Below are 18,554 nucleotides of genomic sequence, written 5' to 3' on the forward strand. Positions count from 1 at the left end.
GCGGCGAGGCCGACAGCACAGGCGCGGCGTCGTCCCGCGTCCCGTGCCCTCGCCGCCCCACCGTGATGAGCAGCGACGTGCTGCACACTCGGCTGCCGCGCCAGCCAGCTGCGATCACGCCACAGGCCGGAGCCCCCGACCGCGGAAACCCGTTAGCGGACCACGGCGAGCACCGCTACCCTGCCAGAGGCCGTGCGAGAGATCGAGGAGGTGGTACCCGTGGATGCAGTATCGACATGGGTGCTCCCCTCCGGGGTCACGGTCGGGCGATAGGTCGTCCGGGAGCGCCGTTCACGAGCACTCCCGAAGGACACGACCATGCGATTCACCTCCGAACAGCGCCTCGACGACGGCGTCCTCGAACGTCGGTTCACCCTCGGTGAGATCCCCGGCATCCTGTGGACGCCGGGATCCGCCTCCGCACCGGTCCCGCTGATCCTGATGGGCCACCCCGGCGGGCTGCACAGGATGTACCCCCGGCTGGTGGCCCGGGCCCGGCACTGCGCGGCGGAGGGCTTCGCCGCAGCCACCCTCGAGCTCCCCTGGAGCGGTGACCGACCCCGTTCCGCCGCCGCCGAGGAGACCCGCGCCGACCTGCACCGGGCGCTGAAGGCCGGTGAGCCGGTCGACGACGAGCTCGTTGATCGGCTCGTCCTCCCGCTGGTCGAGAAGGCGGTCCCGGAGTGGCGGGCCGCCCTGGACGCCCTCCTTCCGCTGCCCGGGATCGGCGGCCCGGTCGGGTACTCGGGAGGGGTGATCTCCATCGGCATCCGGCTGGCGGTGGTCGAGCCGCGCATCTCGGCCGCCCTCCTGTTCGCCGGGAGTTTCGTGCCCCGCACCCTGTTCGAGGAGGCCCGACAGGTCACCATTCCGCTGCAGGTCCTGCTCCAGTGGGACGACGAAGGAAACGACCGGCAGCTGGCCCTGGACCTGTTCGACGCCTTCGGCGCCAGGGAGAAGACGTTGCACGCCAACATGGGCGGGCACACCGGCGTCCCGCACTTCGAGGGGGACGCCGGGAACCGGTTCTTCGCCCGGCACCTGAGGTGAGGCCGCGCCGTCAGGCAGGCACCGTCCCGTTGAGGTACGCGTTGATCTGGTCGATCTCCAGTGCGTTGAAGACCTCAGGCTGCGCGGCGGCCTGGTTCGAGTTGATGATCCGCTTGAACAGGTTGTAGTGCGCCATCGACCGCAGCCCGATGACGCGGTTGGGGGTGACCAGGTAACCGGTGCCGCCGGTGCTCCAGATGAGGTACATCAGTCCATCCTTAGTGACGATCTCAGGGGGAGTTCCGGGCGCCCCGGCGTACGGGGCACCCGTCAGAACCGACTCGGGGTCAACGCGCTGACCGTTCGGCTGGAAGATCTCAAGATGCAGGTGCGGGCCGGTGGAGCGGCCGGTGGATCCGACGTTGCCGATGTGCTGGCCGGCGGCGACCTGCACGCCCGTCCCGACTCTGGGAGCCTCCCGCATGTGCCCGTAGACACTCCGCCAACCGTCGGCGTGCGTGATGGTGGCGTTGTGGCCGAGGCCGCCCGCGCTGTACGACACGCTGGTCACGGTGCCCGCCGCGATCGCACGGATCGGATAGCCGAGGATTCCCGAATAGCTGTAGTCCGTGCCGTTGTGCATCCTGGACACGCCGGTGATCGGATCCGTCCGCATCCCGTACGAGGATGTGACCGGCACCCACTTGTCGAATGGCCGGTTCCATCTCGGCGTCGCGCCGTACGCGGCTTCCGCGAGCCACGCCTCCGGAATGATGCCGGCTGCCAGCGTGGCGGTGACCAGGCCAAGCAGATGGCGGCGGCCGATGCCCCGCGACTCCGCCCCGTCCCCCGGCAGTGTTTCGTCGAGTGTCCGCATTCGGCCCCTTGCTCGCGATGAATGACGACCGGAACCAATCCGCACCGAGGAGACCACCGACTGCGACTTCTGCCCACAGGGAGATGGCCGCTGGTTCGGAACGGGCCGACCAACCCCTTCGGCGGCGAACCAGCGAGCCCGCATGCATCTGGGATCTTGGATATTAGGGTATCGGGCTCCACTGGTGTCAAGACTCGCTTTCCGGCCCCGGTCGGTACGGTCCGGAACCGCGTCGGCCGCCTCAGCGGCGCCGGCACCCGTTCGAGGCCGGGACGTGGCAGGACGATTTACCCGGGCGCCCGGGGCGCCAGGGTCAGGCGGCTCCGCACCTCCGGCGGGCTGTCGAGGCGTACCTCGTACAGCCGCCCCTCGGCGTGCGCCGGCGTCTGGTCCGCGTAGTGCGGCGAGAGGGGGTGGCCCGAGCTGCCGTGGCGGAGCACGTCGCGGATGCGGGTGCTGCCGGAGGGGCCGAACTCCACGACGAAGCGCCAGGGCGCGCCCTCGACCACCTGGCCGTCGCGGTCGGGATACATCAGGCAGACGCTCTGCCCGCCGCCGCTTACCGGGGTCGGGGGCGATCCGTACAGCGAACGCAGCGTGTCCGACACCGCGGCCAGGGGATGCTGGTCCGCGATCCGGTTCGACCTGCCGTAACGCCAGCCGGCGGGGTCGTCGCCGAATCTGTCGGCGAGTCGACGCGCCGCCTCGGTGAGGGCGTCGGCCACGACGACCGGCAGTTCCTCCGTCTCGCCGAGCCGCCGGCGGGCGTCCGCGTCCATCACCAGGTGATCCACATGGAGGGTCACATCGGTCATGGCGTCGGCGACGGCCGCACCGAGCCGGCCGGTGATCCAGCGCTCGGTCAACACGCGGGCCAGCGCCCCGAAGACCAGAGGTGCGGCCTGATCGGCGTCGTCCCTGCCGTCCCAGGTGGCCAACGACTGATGGCCGAACACGGCCAGTGGCGACTCCGGTGGATGCTCGTCGAGCGCCTTCAGCAGGGTGGGCAGGATGCGCTGTGCCCTGCCGTTGCGCAGGTCCATCTGCCACGCGCCGAAGTCGTCCGGGCGGGCCGTCGGCGTCGCCGTCAGCAGTTCCTCGATCCGGTCGGCCCGGTACGGTCCGCCCCAGTCGCTGCCCAGGTGCGGGGCGACCCCGTCGGGCAGGATCTGGTGGTTGGCGCTGACCACGAAGCCCGCTGGCGGATCGACGATCTCCGGTAGCTCGTCGAACCCGAGCGTGGTGCGCCAGCGAGCGGCCACCTCGGCCGCGTCGGCCGGGGCGAGGCCCTCCCGACGGTCCCGGCGGGGCACGATGCCGGCCGCCCGCAGCGCGACCGTGCCGTCCCGGGTCGCGACGACGAGGTTGAGCACGGGCACACCGAAGCCCCGCAGGGTTTCGCGGAACGCCGGGTAGTCGCGCGCCCGCCACATCCGCTGGCAGCTCTCGGCCTCGGTGGACGGGTGCAGACCACTCCAGTAGAGGACCACCGGCTCCACTTCCGCGCCGTCCGGACCCGGCAGGTCGACGTAGCCCGTCCCGCCTGACGCGCGCACGGAGATCCCGGTCCCGCCGCGCACCCGGACGACGCTGGTCTGCGACCACCGTGGCTCTCCCGTCGGGTCCGGCCGCTCCCCCACGGCCAGGTCCTGGGTGTCGATGGTGGAGTTGGTCACCCCCCACGCGAGATCCGGGTTGGCGCCGATCACCAGTCCGGGCACGCCCGGCACCGTCACCCCGTACGCGCGTTCGCCGTCGAGGTCCAGTCCCAGCTGGTACCAGAGGCTCGGCTGGGTGAACAGGATGTGCGGGTCGTTGGCCAGCGCGGCGAAGCCGGTGGCGGACCTGGCCGCAGACACCGCCCACGCGTTCGAACCGCTCCCCTGCCGGCCCGCGAAGAGGTCAGCGAGGTGGGCGGCGCCGCCCGCGGAGAGCAGCGCGGTGTCGCCGCGCCGTGCCGCCGGCCCTGCCGGGGCGTCGGCCCTGATGGTGACGCTGCCGCCGGGCGGGTACTTCGGCGCCAGGAAGCTGCGGACGAACTCCGGTCGCTCCGCCAGCAGCCGGCTACGGAAGACCTCCTGCTGCAGGTTGCGACCCAGGTGGAAGCCGAGCTGCTTGACGATGGCCAGCGAGTCGCCGACCGACCACGGGCCCGGCCGGTACCTCAGGAGGTGGAACTCGGGCGGGAGCTGCCCGCGGCGCCGCATCCGGCGTACCGCGGTGTCGACCCCGTGCGCGAAGGCCGCGAGGTTGGCGCGGGCAGGCGGTGAGAGCAGGGCCTCGCTCTGGTGGGCGGCCCGTTCGAAGGCCAGGGTACGGGCGAGGACGTCCGAACCGGCGGCGCGAGCGCCGAACACCTCCGCCAGTCGTCCGGTCGCCCGCCGGCGCAGGACGTCCATCTGCCACAGCCGGTCGTACGCCATCGCGACCCCGACGCCCACGTGGAGATCACGCTCGTCGCCCGCACGGATCCACGGGATGCCGCGATCGTCGCGGTCGATGTCGACGGTCCCGTGCAGGGCCGCCAGGGAAAGTACCCGGGTGCGCCGGAGCGCACGACTGCTCGGCCAGGCGGCCAGGCGCAGGATGCCCGCCGCGGCTCTCATGACGCCTTTTCGGTCTCCGCCTCCGGGAGGGTGTCGTGGCGGCTCAGGTCGGGGATGCGCCGGCCGACCAGCAGGTAGAGCACGACGCTCACCAAGGCCAGAGAGCCGATGGCGAGGAACATGACCGGCCCGCCGAAGGACGCGAGGACGAGACTGCCGAGGAACGGTCCGGTGAACCCGCCGACCTGCGCGAAGGTCTGTGCGCCGAAGTAGGCTCCGCGCCGTTCCTCGGGCGCGATGCGGTCGACGAGCGCGAATTCCGACGGCACGATCAGGGTCTCGGCGACGGTGAACACCACCATCGCCACGATGTAGTGCCACATCTGCTCGGAGATCGCGAAGCCGGCCATCCCGACGAAGGTGAGGATCCCACCGAGGGTGATGGCGTTCAGCGGGTTGTAACGCTGCACGTAGCCGGCGGCGAAGAGCTGGAGAACGATCACCGCCACCGCGTTGGTGGTCATGACCGCGGCGAGCACCCGGGCGCTGTCGGCGAAGTCGATGACGAAGTTCTGGGCGAGCAGCACCGAGATCCTGCTGTGCACCGTCTCCAACAGGATCGCGCCGATGAGCAGGAGGAGCAGGCGGCGGTCCGACATCACCGCCCGGGCCGACTCGCCCAGCCCTCGGACGATGGCGCCCGTGCTGCGGCCGAGCGTCGTCAGCCCGCTGTCCTCCGTGGACGGTCGTGGCAGTTGCCGCGTGGCCGTCCAGAGGACGGCGAGGTAGACCAGGTACACGACGGCGGCGGCAGGGAAGGATATCCGGGCGCCGGTGAACCCGAGGGCCACGCCGATCAGCGGACCGACGGCGTAGCCGGCGTTGATCGCGAGGTACTGGTAGGAGAACCACTTCACCCGCAGCGCGACGGGGAGCAGGTCGCTGATGAGTACCTTCGCGACCGGGCTGAAGGCACTGGTGGCGAACGCCATGGACGCGTTGAAGGCGAAGGCCGTCACGGCGTCGCGGGCGAAGTAGAACCCGACGAAGCTGCCGATCACCACCAGCAGGCAGGAGAGCAGGACCCGGCGGCGTCCCACGATGTCGGAGAGCGCGCCGCCGAGGAACCCACCGGAGATGCCGAACAGGACGGATGAGCCGATGACCAGGCCGACCGTCGAGACGGACAGGCCGAGTTCGTTGCGGAGGTAGATGGCGAGGAAGGGAATCGTCACGCCGTTGGCCAGGCTCATCACGCCGGAACCGCCGACGAGGATCCTGGCCAGTCGCGGTGGGCGGAACGCTGCGCTCGCAGCCGGCTCCCGGGTCAACTCGGGTTTCCTTCCGTCTTGTCCTGCTGGTGCTGGAATTCGGTCATTGCCTCGGCGACGGTAGCCGCTCCGGGGTCACGCAACATGCCCTCGTGGCTGGTGGCCACCACCGTCTCGGTCAGGTCCGGCAGCACCAGGTGCCAGCCCTCGGTGTGCCCGCCGTCGTCGGTGGACCTCTCCAGGCCCGCCACCAGCAGCAGTGCGGGCACGGCCAGTGCGGGCGCGGGCTCTGCCATGACCCGTCCCAACGTCCGGTAGTCCTCGAAGGCGTGGGCGAGCCCGCCGATCGTGGCAGCCAGCCCGGGTGCCGCGGTGGAGGCGGCCCACCGCAGGAGTTCCGTGTCGGCCATCCCGGCGGCGGACTGCGGGGAGAGCTCGCGCCACCGGCGGGTGTGCTCGGGAAACGCGAGGGCCACGTCGGAGAGGAAGGCGACCAGCCGGGTCCGCTGGTCGTCGGAGAGGCGCTGGCGCAGGTGTTGCGGGCTCGGTGCGTCGAGCAGGGTGATGCTCCGCACCCGGCGGCCGGCCGCCCGTACCGCGTGGGCGAGGTGCAGCGCCATCGCCCCACCCAGGGAGTGTCCGACGAGGTGGACCCCGGGATCGACGACGGGCAGCAGCTCGGCCAGGCACGCCTGCGCGGCGACGGCGGCGGACGGCGTGCCGTCCTGGGCCCGGAGGAGGTCGCGGGTGTGCAGGGCGTGGAACGGGCGGTCGCGGACGTGCGTCGACAGCCGCGCCATCGAGGCTGCGATCCCGAAGACGCCGGGCAGCGCCACCACGGGTGCCCGGCCTGCCGCGGAGTCCCCCAGCGGCAACAGGTCGACCGGGCGGCGGGACGCGGCACCCGGTCCGGCCTGTCGGGCCCGGCGGACCGCGCCCGACACCGCCCGTACCGTCGGCGCCCTCAGGAAGTCGCGCAGCGGGACGACGACACCGAACTGCCGGCGTACGGCGGCCAGCAGGCGTGTCGCCAGCAGGGAGTTCCCGCCCTGCCGGAAGAAGTCGGTGTCCGGGTCGACCTCGGTGCCGGGCAGCAGCTCGGCCAGGATCGCCAGCAGGGACCGCGTGACGTCGTCGACGCCCGCGGGCACGTGTGGCGTCAGGACGGAGCCGGGGTCGGGCAGGGCTGCCCGGTCGAGTTTGCCGTTGGCGGTTCGCGGCAACGCGTCGACGAGGACGAACGCCGACGGAACGGCGTACCCCGGAAGCCGACCCTCCATCCAGGAGCGCACCTCCGCCGGGCCGGCGTCACCGTCACCGACGACATACGCCACCAGCCGCGTTCCCGTGCCGGGTGCGGTGTGCGGCACCACCGCGGCCTGCCGCACCCCGGGCAGGGCGAGCAGGGCGGCGTGCACCTCCCCCAGCTCCAGGCGGTAGCCGCGGATCTTGACCTGGTCGTCGTCGCGCCCGTGGTACTCGTACTCGCCGGAGGGCGTCCGCCGGGCGAGGTCCCCGGAGCGATATCCGCGTACGGGCCGGCCCTGCGCGTCGGTGACGGTGACGAACCGCTGCGCGGTGAGTTCCGGCTGCCCCAGGTATCCGAGGGCCACGCCCGCGCCCGTGACGATGATCTGCCCGATCCGACCGTCGGCGACCGGCTGGTCGTCGGTGTCCCACAGCAGGAAGTCGAGGTCGGGAAGGGGCGCGCCGATCAGGCTGGTCGTGCCGGCGAGGTCGGGGGCGAGGATCCGGCGGTACGACGCGTGGACGGTGGTCTCGGTGATCCCGTACATGTTGACCAGTTCGGGCGCGGCGTCGCCGTACTTGGCGACCCACGGCCGCAGGTCCGCGAACCGGAGCGCCTCACCGCCGAAGACCACCCACCGCAGCGGCAGCCGGTCGTCGTACTCGTCCTCCTGGGCCGCCAGCGAACTGAAGGCGGTGGGCGTCTGGCTGAGCATCGTGACCCGCTCCGCCCGCAGCAGGCGCCGCAGGGCTACCGGGTCCCGCATGACCTCGCCCGCGACGACGACCACACACCCGCCGGTGAGCAGCGCCCCCCACATCTCCCACACCGAGAAGTCGAAGGCGAACGAGTGCGCCATGGTCCACACGTCGCCCGGCCCGAACCCGAACAGTGGCTGCGTGGTGCCGATCAGGCGCAGGACGTTGGCGTGGGAGACCTCGATTCCCTTGGGACGGCCGGTCGTGCCCGAGGTGTGGATGACGTACGCCCGGTCGGTGGGCGCGATCGGGCGGACCGGTGCGGCGGGCGGGTCCGGCTGCTCCCCGCCGCCGTCCGGCGCGTCGAGCAGGACAGCCGCGGCCGTCGCGGGCAGGGAGTCGGCCAGCGTACCCGTGGTGATCACCAGGGACGGCGCCGCGTCACCGACGATCGTGCCGGTACGGGCGGCGGGCGCCTCCGGGTCGAGCGGCAGGTACGCGGCACCCGTGCGGAGCACCGCCAGCGCCGCCACGATCATCCGCGCCGAGCGGGGCAGCAGCACGCCGACCGGCCGGCCGGACGGCGCGACGGCCGCGATCCGGCCGGCCAGGGCCCGGGAGGCGGTGGCCAGTTCCCGGTACGTCAGGGCCTGCCGGTCGCAGCGGACGGCGACCCGGTCGGGGTGCCGTCCGGCGACCTCGTCGAAGGCGGCGACCAGGTTGTCGGCGGTGACCGGTGCGGTGGCGACCGGGCCGACCTCCGGTGTGGACACCTCGCGGCGTCCGGCGAGCCGCCGACGCAGCCGTAGCGCGCGTTCGGTCGACGTCATGAGCATCTCTCCCCAGGTCTCGTCCCGCCGGTCCTCACAGGGCGAGCACCAGCGGGACGATCAGCCCTGCCGCTTCGACCCGCGACACGTACGCGCCCCAGTGCGGGGAGTCGATGAGCGTCGCCGTCGCGCGGTGGTCGATCTCCAGGGACTGGCCGCTCACCTCCCGCCAGATCTCCCCGAGCGCCCCGCGGTCCCCGTCGTCGACGAGCGTCGCCTCCTCCACCGGCCGGTCCGGGCTGCCCAGGAAGAACCTCAGCAGCCGGTCGGCCGCCCCGGCGAGCCGGTCGACGGCCTCCGGGGTGAACAGCGACCGGTCGTACTCGATGGTCAGCCCGATCCGGTCCTCGTCGGTGAAGTGCAGCAACAGGTCGAAGCGGCTCGTCTGCGCGCCCAGCGGGGTCACGCTCGTGTCCAGGCCCGGCAGCGCGGCGACACCGTGCATCGACCGGGCGACGGAGACCACGACCTGCACCAGGGGGTTTACCCCGGGTCGACGGGGTGCTCCCACGAGGTCCACGATCTTCTGCAACGGCAGGCTCTGGTGGTCCAGGGCGTTCAGGGCGCTGTCCCGGACCGATGCGACGACGGCCCGCGCGCTGTGCTCCGGGTCGACCTGGTAGCGGAACGGCACGGTGTTGGCGAAGAAGCCGACGAGGTCCCTCGTCTCCGCCGGGTGCCGACCGGCGACGGCCGCGCCGATCACCACGTCCGACTGCTGGGCGAGCTTCGCCATCAGCACCGCGCTGACGGCGTGCACGACCATGAAGAGGGTCACGTGGTGCTGCTGCGCGAACGCCCTGACCTCGGCGGAGAAGGTCTCGTCCCACTCCCGGCGGCGCCGGCCCGCGGTCCGCGTACGGTCCTCGGTCCGCTCCAGGTCGGTCGCGAGGGCGAGTTCCCCGTCGTAGCCCTTCAGGTAGGACCGCCAGAAGTCGCCGTCGCGTCGGGCCGGCGCCGATTCGAGGTGGTCCTGCTGCCAGCGGGAGTAGTCGCCGTACTGGATCGGCAGCGGGGGCAGGTCCGCCTCCCGTCCCGCCCGGTGGGCCGCGTACGACTCCGCGATCTCCCGCAGGATCAGCTCGTTGGACCAGCCGTCCGTGACCACGTGGTGGCTCGTCCATTCGAGCACGTGCTCCCGGTCGGCGAAGCGGTACAGGGTGGCCCGGGTCAGCACGCCGCCGAGGTCGATGCGCCGCGTCGCCCGCTGCCGGACGTACTCCAGCATCGCCTCGGTGTCCCCCTCCGCGACCGCCGCGTCGGTGGCCTCCCGGACCCGCAGGTGCGGCTTCGCGTCGGGGTCCACGACCAGCAACGGCACGCCGTCGCGTTCGACGATCCGGCTGGACAACACCTCGTGCCGCGCGACGAGCCGGTCGACGGCCGCCCGCAGCGCGATCACGTCGAGGTCACCACGCAGATGTAGGAGGTACCCGTCGGTGTAGGCGCCGTCGGAGTCGAGCTGGTCGAGGTACCAGAGGCTCGACTGCGCCATGGACAGCGGGAACTCCCGCAGGCCGGCGGGCCTCGCCGGGACCGATACCTCCGATTCCCGGTCGTCGGTCAGCGCCGCCTCGACCCGGGCGGCGAAACCCCGTAGCGTCGGGTTCTCGAACAGCTCCCGGATCGGCAGGCGGACCCCGAGGCGGTCCCCCAGCCGGGCGAGGACCTGCGTCGCGTGCAGGGAGTGCCCGCCCAGATCGAAGAAGCTGACCTGGGGCCCGGGCCGGCGACCGGGGAGCACGGAGGCCCAGATCTCGGCGACGGCCTCCTCCGTCGGGGTCATCGGGGCGGGGCTGTCCCCGGTCGGTTCGTCGACCGGGGACAGGGCCGTCGCCGCCAGCGCGCGGGTGTCGACCTTGCCGTGGCTCGTCCGCGGCAACTGGTCGACGCGGACGAGGAAGTCCGGGATGGCGTTGCGGGGCAGGACCTGGCTGAGCCCGGAGCGCACCTCCTCGGGCCGCAGGTCCCGGCGGACCAGGGAGCCCTCGGTCGCACCGCCGGCGCCGCCGGAGACCACCTCCGGTACGAAGAACCCGGCGAGTTGCTTGCCGCCGTCGGCGGACTGCCGGACGATCACCACGCTCTCCTGGACGCCCTCGACGCCGGCGAGGGCGCGGCCGACCTCGTCCAGTTCGACCCGGTTCCCTCTGATCTTGAGCTGGTTGTCGATCCGGCCGAGGAACTCCACCGAGCCGTCAGCCAGCCGGCGGCCGCGGTCACCGGTCCGGTACATGACGCCGTCCCCGTCGCCGGCGAAGGGGTCGCTGACGAAGACCGCGGCGGTCCGGTCGGGGTCGTTGACGTAGCCGCCGCCGACGCAGACGCCACCGGCGTACAGCTCGCCCGGCGTGCCGGTGGGCACCGGCTCCCGGCCGCCGTCCAGCACGTACAGGGCGGTGTTGCGCGCGGGCCGGCCGAGGGGGACGGAGGCGTCCCGCTCGTCGACGTCCGCCGCGACGAGGTGGTGCAGGACGTCGTCGGACGTCTCGGTCGCCCCCCACATGTTCAGCAGCCCCACCCCGGGCAGCAGCCGGCGGAACGTGTTGGCGGACTGCGGGGTCAGCGTCTCCGCCTGCGAGGCGACCCAGCGCAGGCGGAACGGGGGGAACGCGTCGACGCCGTAGAACGCGAGTTCGGCGCACATGATGTTGAGCACGGAGGGCGTCACCTCCAGCACGGTGACCCCGTCCTCGGCCACGGCCCGCAGCAGCGACGCCGCGTCCTGACCGATCTCGTCCGGGTAGATCACGGTCGTGGCGCCGACGGCGAGCGGTGCGAGGAACTGCCAGACGGAGATGTCGAAGGTGGCGGCGGCGTCCTGGGCCAGCCGGTCGCCGGGCCGCAGGTCCAGTTGCTGGATCTTGGCGTCGATGTGGTTGAGCATGCCGTCGTGCCGGATCAGGGCACCCTTGGGGTCGCCCGTGGATCCCGAGGTGAAGAGGATGTACGCGCTGTCCCGACCGCCCGGTGCGGGGCCGAGCGCGACCGGCGTGCCGGCGGCGGCGAGGACGTCCGCCAGATCGGCCAGCTCGACCTCACCGATCGCGGCCAACGCGGCGCGGTGCGTCTTGTCGCACACCACCAGCCTCGCCTCCGCCCGTTGGACCATGCGGGCGACGCGTGCGGCCGGGCCCTGCGGCAGCGGCAGGTACACCGCGCCGAGGCGGAGGATGGCGAGGGTGACGACGAGGTAGTCGATGTTCCGGCCGCTGGCCAGGCCGACCACGGTGCCGTGGCCCACCTGCCGGTCACGCAGCCATCCGGCCGCCCGCTCGACGTGCGCGGCGAGCTCCCGGTAGGTAATCTCGCGGCCGCGGCAGACGGCGGCCACCTCGTCGGGGAACGTCCGCACCGAATGGGCCATCCGTTCGAGGAAGCCCGTGGCCGTCGCCGGCTCGACCGGCCCGCGTGAGATCTCCACCAACGCCCGGTACCGCTGCTCACCGAGCAGCGCGACCTGCGTCGGCTCGTCGTCTGGCTGGTCGACGACGCTGGTCAGCGCCCGCAGGAAGATGTCCGCCACCTCGTGGAGCTGGTCCTCCGAGATCCGCTCCATGTTCGCTTCGAGGTCGAGCGTGAGCAGTCGACTGAACGGATCCTTGTTGAACTCGGCCCGCAGGGTGAAGTTCGTCTGGATGTAGCCGAAGCCGTCGACCACCTCGATGCCCGTGGCGTGGGCGAGCCGTTCGTAGCCGTGGAAGTGGGTGTAGTTGAACATGATGTCGGTCAGCTCGGGCACGCCGGCGAGACGGAGCATCTCGGCGTGCGGGAAGCGCCGTACCGGCAGCAGCTCCCGCTCCTTGTCGCTGGCCGCCGCGATCAGGTCGCGCCAGGTGCGACCCCGCGGCCGGAGCCGGAAGGGTACGAGGTTGAGGTGCAGGCCGATGACCTCTGTGCCGCCCTCCTCCTCGACCCGCCCGTTGGCGGCGACGCCGAGCACGACGTCGTCGCGTCCCGTGAGCGCCATCACCACCCGCGAGTGGACGGCCATCACCACGTGTTTGACCGACACCCCGCAGGCGGCGGCGAGCTGGTGCAGGCGGTCGGAGAGTTCCGCCGGGAGGTCCACGCTGAGGAAGCCCATCCGCCCCTCGTGGACGGCGCCGGAGCCCCGGGCCAGGCGGGGCAGCAGGCTCGGCTCGACGTCGGCCAGCTCCCGCCGCCAGAACTCCCGGACCGCCTCGTCGCGGAGCACGGCCTGTTCCTCGGCGATGAAGTCGGCGTACCGGCGGACGGGCAGGGCACGGTCGTGCGACGCGATGCCCTGCAGGTCCTGCCAGTAGTCGACGAGGATCTCCGCGAGCAGTGACGTCTCGCTCCACCCGTCGAACATCGTGTCGTGGAAGCTCATGGAGAACATGAACTCGTCCGGGCCGAGCAGGTGCGCCGTGAACCGGACCAGTGGCGGCTGCGCCCAGTCGTACGGGTTGCTCATCTCCCGGCGTTGCCAGGCCTCGAACTCGGCCAGCTGCCGGTCCTCGTCGAACCGGCTCAGGTCCGTCACGTTCAGCGGGGTCCGGGCCCGCGCGTGGACGACCTGGAGCGGTTGCGAGAAGCCGGACAGGTGGAACGACGTCCGCAGGATCTCGTGGCGCTCGGTCACCCGCGCGAGCGCGCGGCTCATGGCGTCGTGGTCGAACCTGGCGCGCAACCGGAACATGAAGATGTCGCAGTACATGTTGACGCCCTCGGCGTACGCGCTGTGGAAGAGCACGCCGGCCTGGAGGGTGGCCAACGGGTAGGCGTCGACCGCGTCGGCCGGCAGGTGCGCCCGGTCCGCCGGATCGATGAGGCTGAACGGCGCGACCGGCGGGTCGACCGACTCGTCCGTGGTGACCGCGTACGCGGCCAGCGCACGGGGCGTTTTCAGCTCGTAGATGTCGGCCAGGTCCAGCGTCATCCCGCGGTTCGCCGCCGCCGCACGCAGCTGCACGGCGATGATGGAGTCCCCGCCGATGCCGAAGAAGGAGTCGTCGGGTCCCACCCCCTCGACGCCGAGCACCTCCTCGAACAGCGCGCAGATCGCCCGCTCCACCGTCGCCGTCGAAGCGTCGGCGACCGCCTCCGTGGCCATCGGCGCCCGGAGCTGGTTGGCCGGGGTCGGTGCGGGCAGGAGCGTGAAGTCGACCTTCCCGTTGGCGTTCAGGGGGATCTCCGGCACCGGGACGACGAACGCCGGGAGCATGTACGACGGCAGGCTCGCCCGCAGCAGTTCCGGAACATCCCCCAGCTCGCAGCCGGGGTCGTGGGTCACGTACGCGACGATCTGCGTCCGGTTGCTGCCGCCGCCCGCCGCCGCCTGACCGGCCCGGACGAGACTGCGGACCGAGGAGATCCGCCCGGACACCGCCTCCTGCTTCACCACCGGATTGCGCTGCGGCCGCGCCCGACGGACCGTCACCGCGACCTGCCCGACGCCGGGTACCGCGGTCAGCGCCGCGTGGATCTCCCCGAGCTCGACCCGGTGCCCACGGATCTTGACCTGGTCGTCGGCCCGCCCCAGGTACTCGTACTCCCCGTCGGGGGTCAGCCGCGCGAGGTCACCGGACCGGTATCCCCGCACGGGCCTGCCGTCGACGGTCAGGTCGAGGAACCGCTCAGCGGTCGCTCCGGGCTGGCCCAGGTATCCGATCGCCACCCCCGGTCCGGTCACGATGATCTCGCCGGTCCGGCCCGGGTCCACCGGCCGGCCCTGCTCGTCCCCGAGCAGGAAGTCGAGGTCCGCCAGCGGACGACCGATGAGGCTGGCCGTGCTCGTCAGGTCGGCCGCCAGGACCCTGCGGTACGAGGAGTGGACCGTCGTCTCCGTGATGCCGTACATGTTGATTAGCTGCGGCTGCTGGTCGCCGTACCTGTCCACCCAGGGCCGGAGGTCACCGAAGCGCAGCGCCTCGCCGCCGAAGACCACCCACTTCAGCGGCAGCCTGTCGGGCTGGGAGACCTCGTGCGCCACCAGGCTGTTGAAGGCGGTGGGCGTCTGGCTGAGCATCGTCACCCGTTCGTCGGCGAGCAACGCGCGGAAGGCCACCGGGTCCCGCGCGACGTCCTGTCCCACGACGACCAGCCGGCCGCCGGACAGCAGCGCGCCCCACATCTCCCAGACGGAGAAGTCGAAGGCGAACGAATGGAACATCGTCCAGACGTCCCCGGCGCCGAAGCCGAACTGCGGCCGGGTGGCCCGGATCAGGCGCAGCACGTTGCCGTGGCTGACCTCCACGCCCTTCGGCCGCCCGGTGGTGCCCGAGGTGTAGATCACGTAGGCGCGGGTGTCCCACGCCGCGGGGCACGGCCCGCCGGTGTCGTCGCCGTGGTCCTCCGCGGCGTCCTGCGGCCCCAGCACCGGGATGTCGGGCGGCAGCAGCTGCGCCAGCTCGGGAGTCGTCACCACCACCGAGGGCGTCGCGTCGGCCACGATCAGCCTCAGCCGGGCGGCGGGGGTGGACGGATCGACCGGCACGTACGCCGCGCCCACCCACAGCACCGCCAGGCTCGCGACCACCATGTCCACCGAACGCGGCAGGAGCAGCAGCACCGGACGCGACGGGTCGTCGACCCGCGCCCTGATCGCCGCGGCGAGCGCCGTCGAGCGGGCGGCCACCTCGGCGTACGACATCCGCCGGTCTCCGCAGCACACCGCGACGCTGTCCGGGTGAGCGCGGACGACCTCGTCGAACGACTCCACCAGATTACCGACGGCACCATCGGAAGCAGTCATCATCTCCGCCTTAGCTGAGTCGAACCGGGTCGTGGGCGAGTGCTGTGGACGGCCGTCGGACCAACCGGGCGAGGTTCTCGGAGAACCGCCGGCACACCTCGGCTGCCGTCTCCGCCGACACGAGATTGCGTTGATGGACGAGGCGGAACGCGAGTCCGCCCGCGTCGAGGGCGCCGTAGAGGCTCGTCGCGAAGGCGACGTCCACGGGCGGCACGTCGACCGTCTCGACGTCGTGGGAACCGATCCGTCGCCGCCGTCGGCTCCAGGGCACGGACAGTCCGACGTCGCCGCCGTCCACCGGCTGCTGGAGCGTCAGCGTCGCCTGGAAGAGCGGATTCTGGCCGTGCCGGTCCGCGGCGAGTGCCCGGACCAGGTCGCTGAAGGGAACGTCCGCCGTCGACAGTGCCGCCCGCAGTTCCCGCCACAGGCGTTCCTCGAGTGCCGACGGATCGGGCCGGTCGGTCAGGTCACCGAGGACGGGCACCATGTTGACCAGGTAGCCGACGGTGCCGGCGAAGCGCTGGTCGGTGCGCCCGTGGTGCGGTGCGCCGACCACGATCCGCGGCTCCCCGGTCACCTCGTGCAGGGCTTGGACGTAGGCGGCCAGCAGGGAGACGAACGGGGTGAAGCCGCGCCGCGCCGCGTGCCGGTGGAGGGCCCGTACGACGTCCGGGTCGGCCTCGAAGTCGAGCCAGCCGGCCCGGTGCCGGTCCGGGTCCGGCCGTCGGCGTGCAGACCCGCCGCCAGCAGGCCGTTGCGGAAAGAGTACGAGGTCACGCAGTGGCCGCCACTTCTCCGCCAGGGCCGTGACCCGGTCACGCCGGTCGGGATCGCGTCGCGCCTGCTGCTGCAGCCGGGCCCAGTCGGTGGCGTCCGCCGCGCCCGGTCCCGCCGTGGCCGGTGGGGCGTCGCCGCCCGTGATCCGGGGCAGGATCTCGGCGAGCAGGAGCTGGAGCGACCAGTGGTCGACGACCGCGTGATGACACGCCACGAGAAGCACCGTGCCGTCCGGCGGGTACGCCACCCCCACCCGCACCAACGGGCCCTTCACCAGGTCGAAGGGGCGGTAGGCCCGCTCGTGCAGGTAGGCCCGTACCGCCTCGTCGGGGCCGTCCGGGAAGGCCCGGCACTCCCAGTCGACCGTGCCCTGCCCATGCACGTTCTGGACGCCGGATCCGAGCGGTCCGAGGGTCGTACGCAGCGCGGGGTGCCGCGCGACGGCCTCGTCGATCGCGGCCCGCAGCAGGTCCTCGTCGACGCGGCCGGAGAGGCGCAGGGCGATCGCCAGGTTGTTCGCCCGGTTGCCGCGGGACACCTCGTCGTAGAAGTGCAGCTCCACCTGGCCGGCCGAGGCGGGGCTCACCGCGCCGGTCTCCGCCGGCAGCGGCACGGCGGCCGGGCCGGGGCTCGCGGCGGCGGCGACCAGCTCGGCCACCGACCGGTCGCCGAAGAACAGCTCGGCGTCCAGGGTGCCGTCCACCAACCGCTCGACCGCCGCCTTGAGTTCGATCAGACGCAGCGAACCGAGTCCCAGCGCCGCCAGCGGCAGCGACGCGTCCCACTCGGTCCCTTCGAGGTTCGCGTACCGCCGGACGAGCTGTTCCACCGCAAGGGACCGGTCGCCGGGGTGGGTGTCGGCGGCGGCCCGCCCGGGCGCCACGGACGGGACCGCCGGCACGACGAGCTTGAGCCGCCCGCCGACGAACTGCTCCCTGGTGGCCCGCCGGCGGACCTTCCCGCTGGAGGTCTTCGGTATCGCGCCGGGCATGACGACGACCACGTCGTCGAGGTCCAACCCGCACTCGGTGGCCACCCGACGCCGCAGCCCACCGGTCAACGACGCGAGCAGCGCGGGGTCCGCGAGCAGCCGCGCCAGCCCGCTGCGGGAGGCCTCGACCACCAGCACCACCCGCTGGTCACCGGTCTCCGGCTGGAACGCCGCGGCGCCGCCCTGGCGCAGGTGCGCGTCGCCCGCGGTGGCGACGGCCTCGATGTCGTGCGGGTGGTAGTTGCGGCCCGCGCGGATGATCAGATCCTTCTGGCGCCCCGCGACGTAGAGTTCGCCGTCGTGCATCGCGCCGAGGTCCCCGGTACGCAGGAACGTCCCCTGCCGGCCGCCGACGGTGGCGGCGAACGTCGCGGCGGAGTCGGACCTGCCCCAGTACCCGGCGGCCACCCCGCCGGAGCTCACGCAGATCTCGCCCACCTCGCCCGCCGCGCAGGGTGCGCCGTCGGCGCGGCGCACGGCGACCGCCGTACCCGGTGGCGGGGTGCCGCAGGAGACCAGCGTGACCGGGTCCGTCCCCGCTGCTCCGGTCGCCCCCGTCAGCCGGCCCGTCTCGAGGGCGTGCCGGTCGAAGGTGCCGGCGCGGTAGCCGGTCGACGCCTCGGGGCCGCTGACGAAGAGTGTCGCCTCCGCCAGGCCGTAGCACGGATAGAACGCCCGGCGGTCGAACCCGAGCGGCGCGTACGCGGCGGAGAACGCGTCCATCGTCCGCCCGTCCACCGGCTCCGCGCCGTTGAAGGCGATCCGCCACGAGCTGAGGTCGATCCCGTCGAGCAGCCCGGCGTCGAAGCGGTCCGCCAGGAGCTGGTAGGCGAAGTTGGGTCCACCGGAGAGGGTCGCCCTGAACCGGGACACCTCCGCCGGCCACCGCAGCGGATTGCGGACGAACGCGAACGTGTCGAGCAGGATCGCCGGTACGCCCACGAACAGCGGCAGCAACGTGGTGCCGATGAGACCCATGTCGTGGTACATCGGCAGCCAGCTGAGCACCACGTCGTCGGTGGTGATCCCGAAGCCGGCCGCGATGGCCCGGTGGTTGTCGGTGAGGTTGCCGTGGCCGACCATGACCCCCTTGGGATCGCCCGTCGATCCGGAGGTGTACTGGAGGAAGGCGAGGTCGCCCGGCGCCGGCCGGTGGGGGCCCACCGGAGCGGCCTGCGCCCGCACCGCCTCGATCGGGTGCACCGCCGGTCCGCCCGGCTCGGCCGCCAGCCCCGACAGCGCTTCGACCAGCTTCGCGGTGGTCAGCGCGTGGGTGGCTCCGCAGTCGCGCACGACGGTGGTGACGCGGTCGAGGCGCGCGTTCGGGCCCGGCGGGTAGAGCGGCACCGCGACCACGTTGGCGTAGAGGCAGCCGAGGAAGGCCGTGACGTAGTCGAGACCGGGTGGGAAGAGCAGCAGCGCCCGGTCGCCGGGTTCGGCGATCGACCGCAGGTGGCCGGCCACGGTACGAGCGCCCTCGTCGAGCTGCCCGTACGTGGTGGTGGTCGTCGCCCCGGCACTGTCGACGAAGGTCAGCGCGGGGTCGTCGGCCCGGGTGTCCGCCCAGGCCGACAGGGCCGCGATGAGCGAGGTGTGCGTCATGGTCG

7 protein-coding genes are annotated in these 18,554 nt (G+C 72.5%); 1 reads left to right on the forward strand and 6 read right to left on the reverse strand.

The genetic code is table 11. The features are described from left to right. Positions 1-318: 318 nt before the first annotated feature. Positions 319-1,050 carry an alpha/beta hydrolase gene (locus RM555_RS16370; RefSeq protein ID WP_311412554.1) on the forward strand — a complete coding sequence of 244 codons (732 nt, stop codon included), beginning with the start codon at positions 319-321 and terminating at the stop codon, positions 1,048-1,050. A gap of 10 nt (positions 1,051-1,060) precedes the next feature. Here RM555_RS16370 and RM555_RS16375 read toward each other — a convergent pair whose 3' ends face one another. The 6 genes from RM555_RS16375 to RM555_RS16400 form a co-directional block, all read right to left on the reverse strand. Beyond that, on the reverse strand, positions 1,061-1,867 hold the full coding sequence (locus tag RM555_RS16375; protein ID WP_311412555.1) for a M23 family metallopeptidase: 807 nt from the start codon (positions 1,865-1,867) through the stop codon (positions 1,061-1,063). A 287-nt stretch (positions 1,868-2,154) separates the two neighbouring features. Further along, the gene (locus RM555_RS16380; RefSeq protein ID WP_311412556.1) at positions 2,155-4,473 is read right to left on the reverse strand and encodes a penicillin acylase family protein; all 2,319 of its coding nucleotides are present in this window, start codon (positions 4,471-4,473) and stop codon (positions 2,155-2,157) included. Beyond that, positions 4,470-5,744, reverse strand: coding sequence for an MFS transporter (locus RM555_RS16385; protein ID WP_311412557.1), 1,275 nt, complete (start codon positions 5,742-5,744; stop codon positions 4,470-4,472). The genes RM555_RS16380 and RM555_RS16385 overlap by 4 nt, the downstream gene beginning before the upstream one ends. Beyond that, positions 5,741-8,461 (reverse strand): amino acid adenylation domain-containing protein, encoded by a 2,721-nt coding sequence (locus RM555_RS16390; RefSeq protein ID WP_311412558.1) that lies wholly within the window; start codon positions 8,459-8,461, stop codon positions 5,741-5,743. Before RM555_RS16390 ends, RM555_RS16385 begins: the two co-directional genes overlap by 4 nt. 34 nt (positions 8,462-8,495) lie before the next feature. Beyond that, positions 8,496-15,179: a non-ribosomal peptide synthetase gene (locus tag RM555_RS16395; protein ID WP_311412559.1), complete on the reverse strand. Its 6,684-nt coding sequence runs from the start codon at positions 15,177-15,179 to the stop codon at positions 8,496-8,498. Between the two features lie 10 nt (positions 15,180-15,189). Then, positions 15,190-18,549: a fatty acyl-AMP ligase gene (locus tag RM555_RS16400; RefSeq protein WP_311412560.1), complete on the reverse strand. Its 3,360-nt coding sequence runs from the start codon at positions 18,547-18,549 to the stop codon at positions 15,190-15,192. Positions 18,550-18,554 lie beyond the last annotated feature (5 nt).

The sequence above is a fragment of the Micromonospora reichwaldensis genome, assembly GCF_031845925.1.
Classification (GTDB): Bacteria; Actinomycetota; Actinomycetes; order Mycobacteriales; family Micromonosporaceae; genus Micromonospora; species Micromonospora reichwaldensis.

Excerpts from the sequence above, each read along its gene's own strand:
- RM555_RS16370 (WP_311412554.1), top strand. The coding sequence starts at position 319 with ATGCGATTCACCTCCGAACAGCGCCTCGACGACGGCGTCCTCGAACGT.
- RM555_RS16375 (WP_311412555.1), bottom strand. The coding sequence starts at position 1,867 with ATGCGGACACTCGACGAAACACTGCCGGGGGACGGGGCGGAGTCGCGG.
- RM555_RS16380 (WP_311412556.1), bottom strand. The coding sequence starts at position 4,473 with ATGAGAGCCGCGGCGGGCATCCTGCGCCTGGCCGCCTGGCCGAGCAGT.
- RM555_RS16390 (WP_311412558.1), bottom strand. The coding sequence starts at position 8,461 with ATGACGTCGACCGAACGCGCGCTACGGCTGCGTCGGCGGCTCGCCGGA.
- RM555_RS16395 (WP_311412559.1), bottom strand. The coding sequence starts at position 15,179 with ATGACTGCTTCCGATGGTGCCGTCGGTAATCTGGTGGAGTCGTTCGAC.
- RM555_RS16400 (WP_311412560.1), bottom strand. The coding sequence starts at position 18,549 with ATGACGCACACCTCGCTCATCGCGGCCCTGTCGGCCTGGGCGGACACC.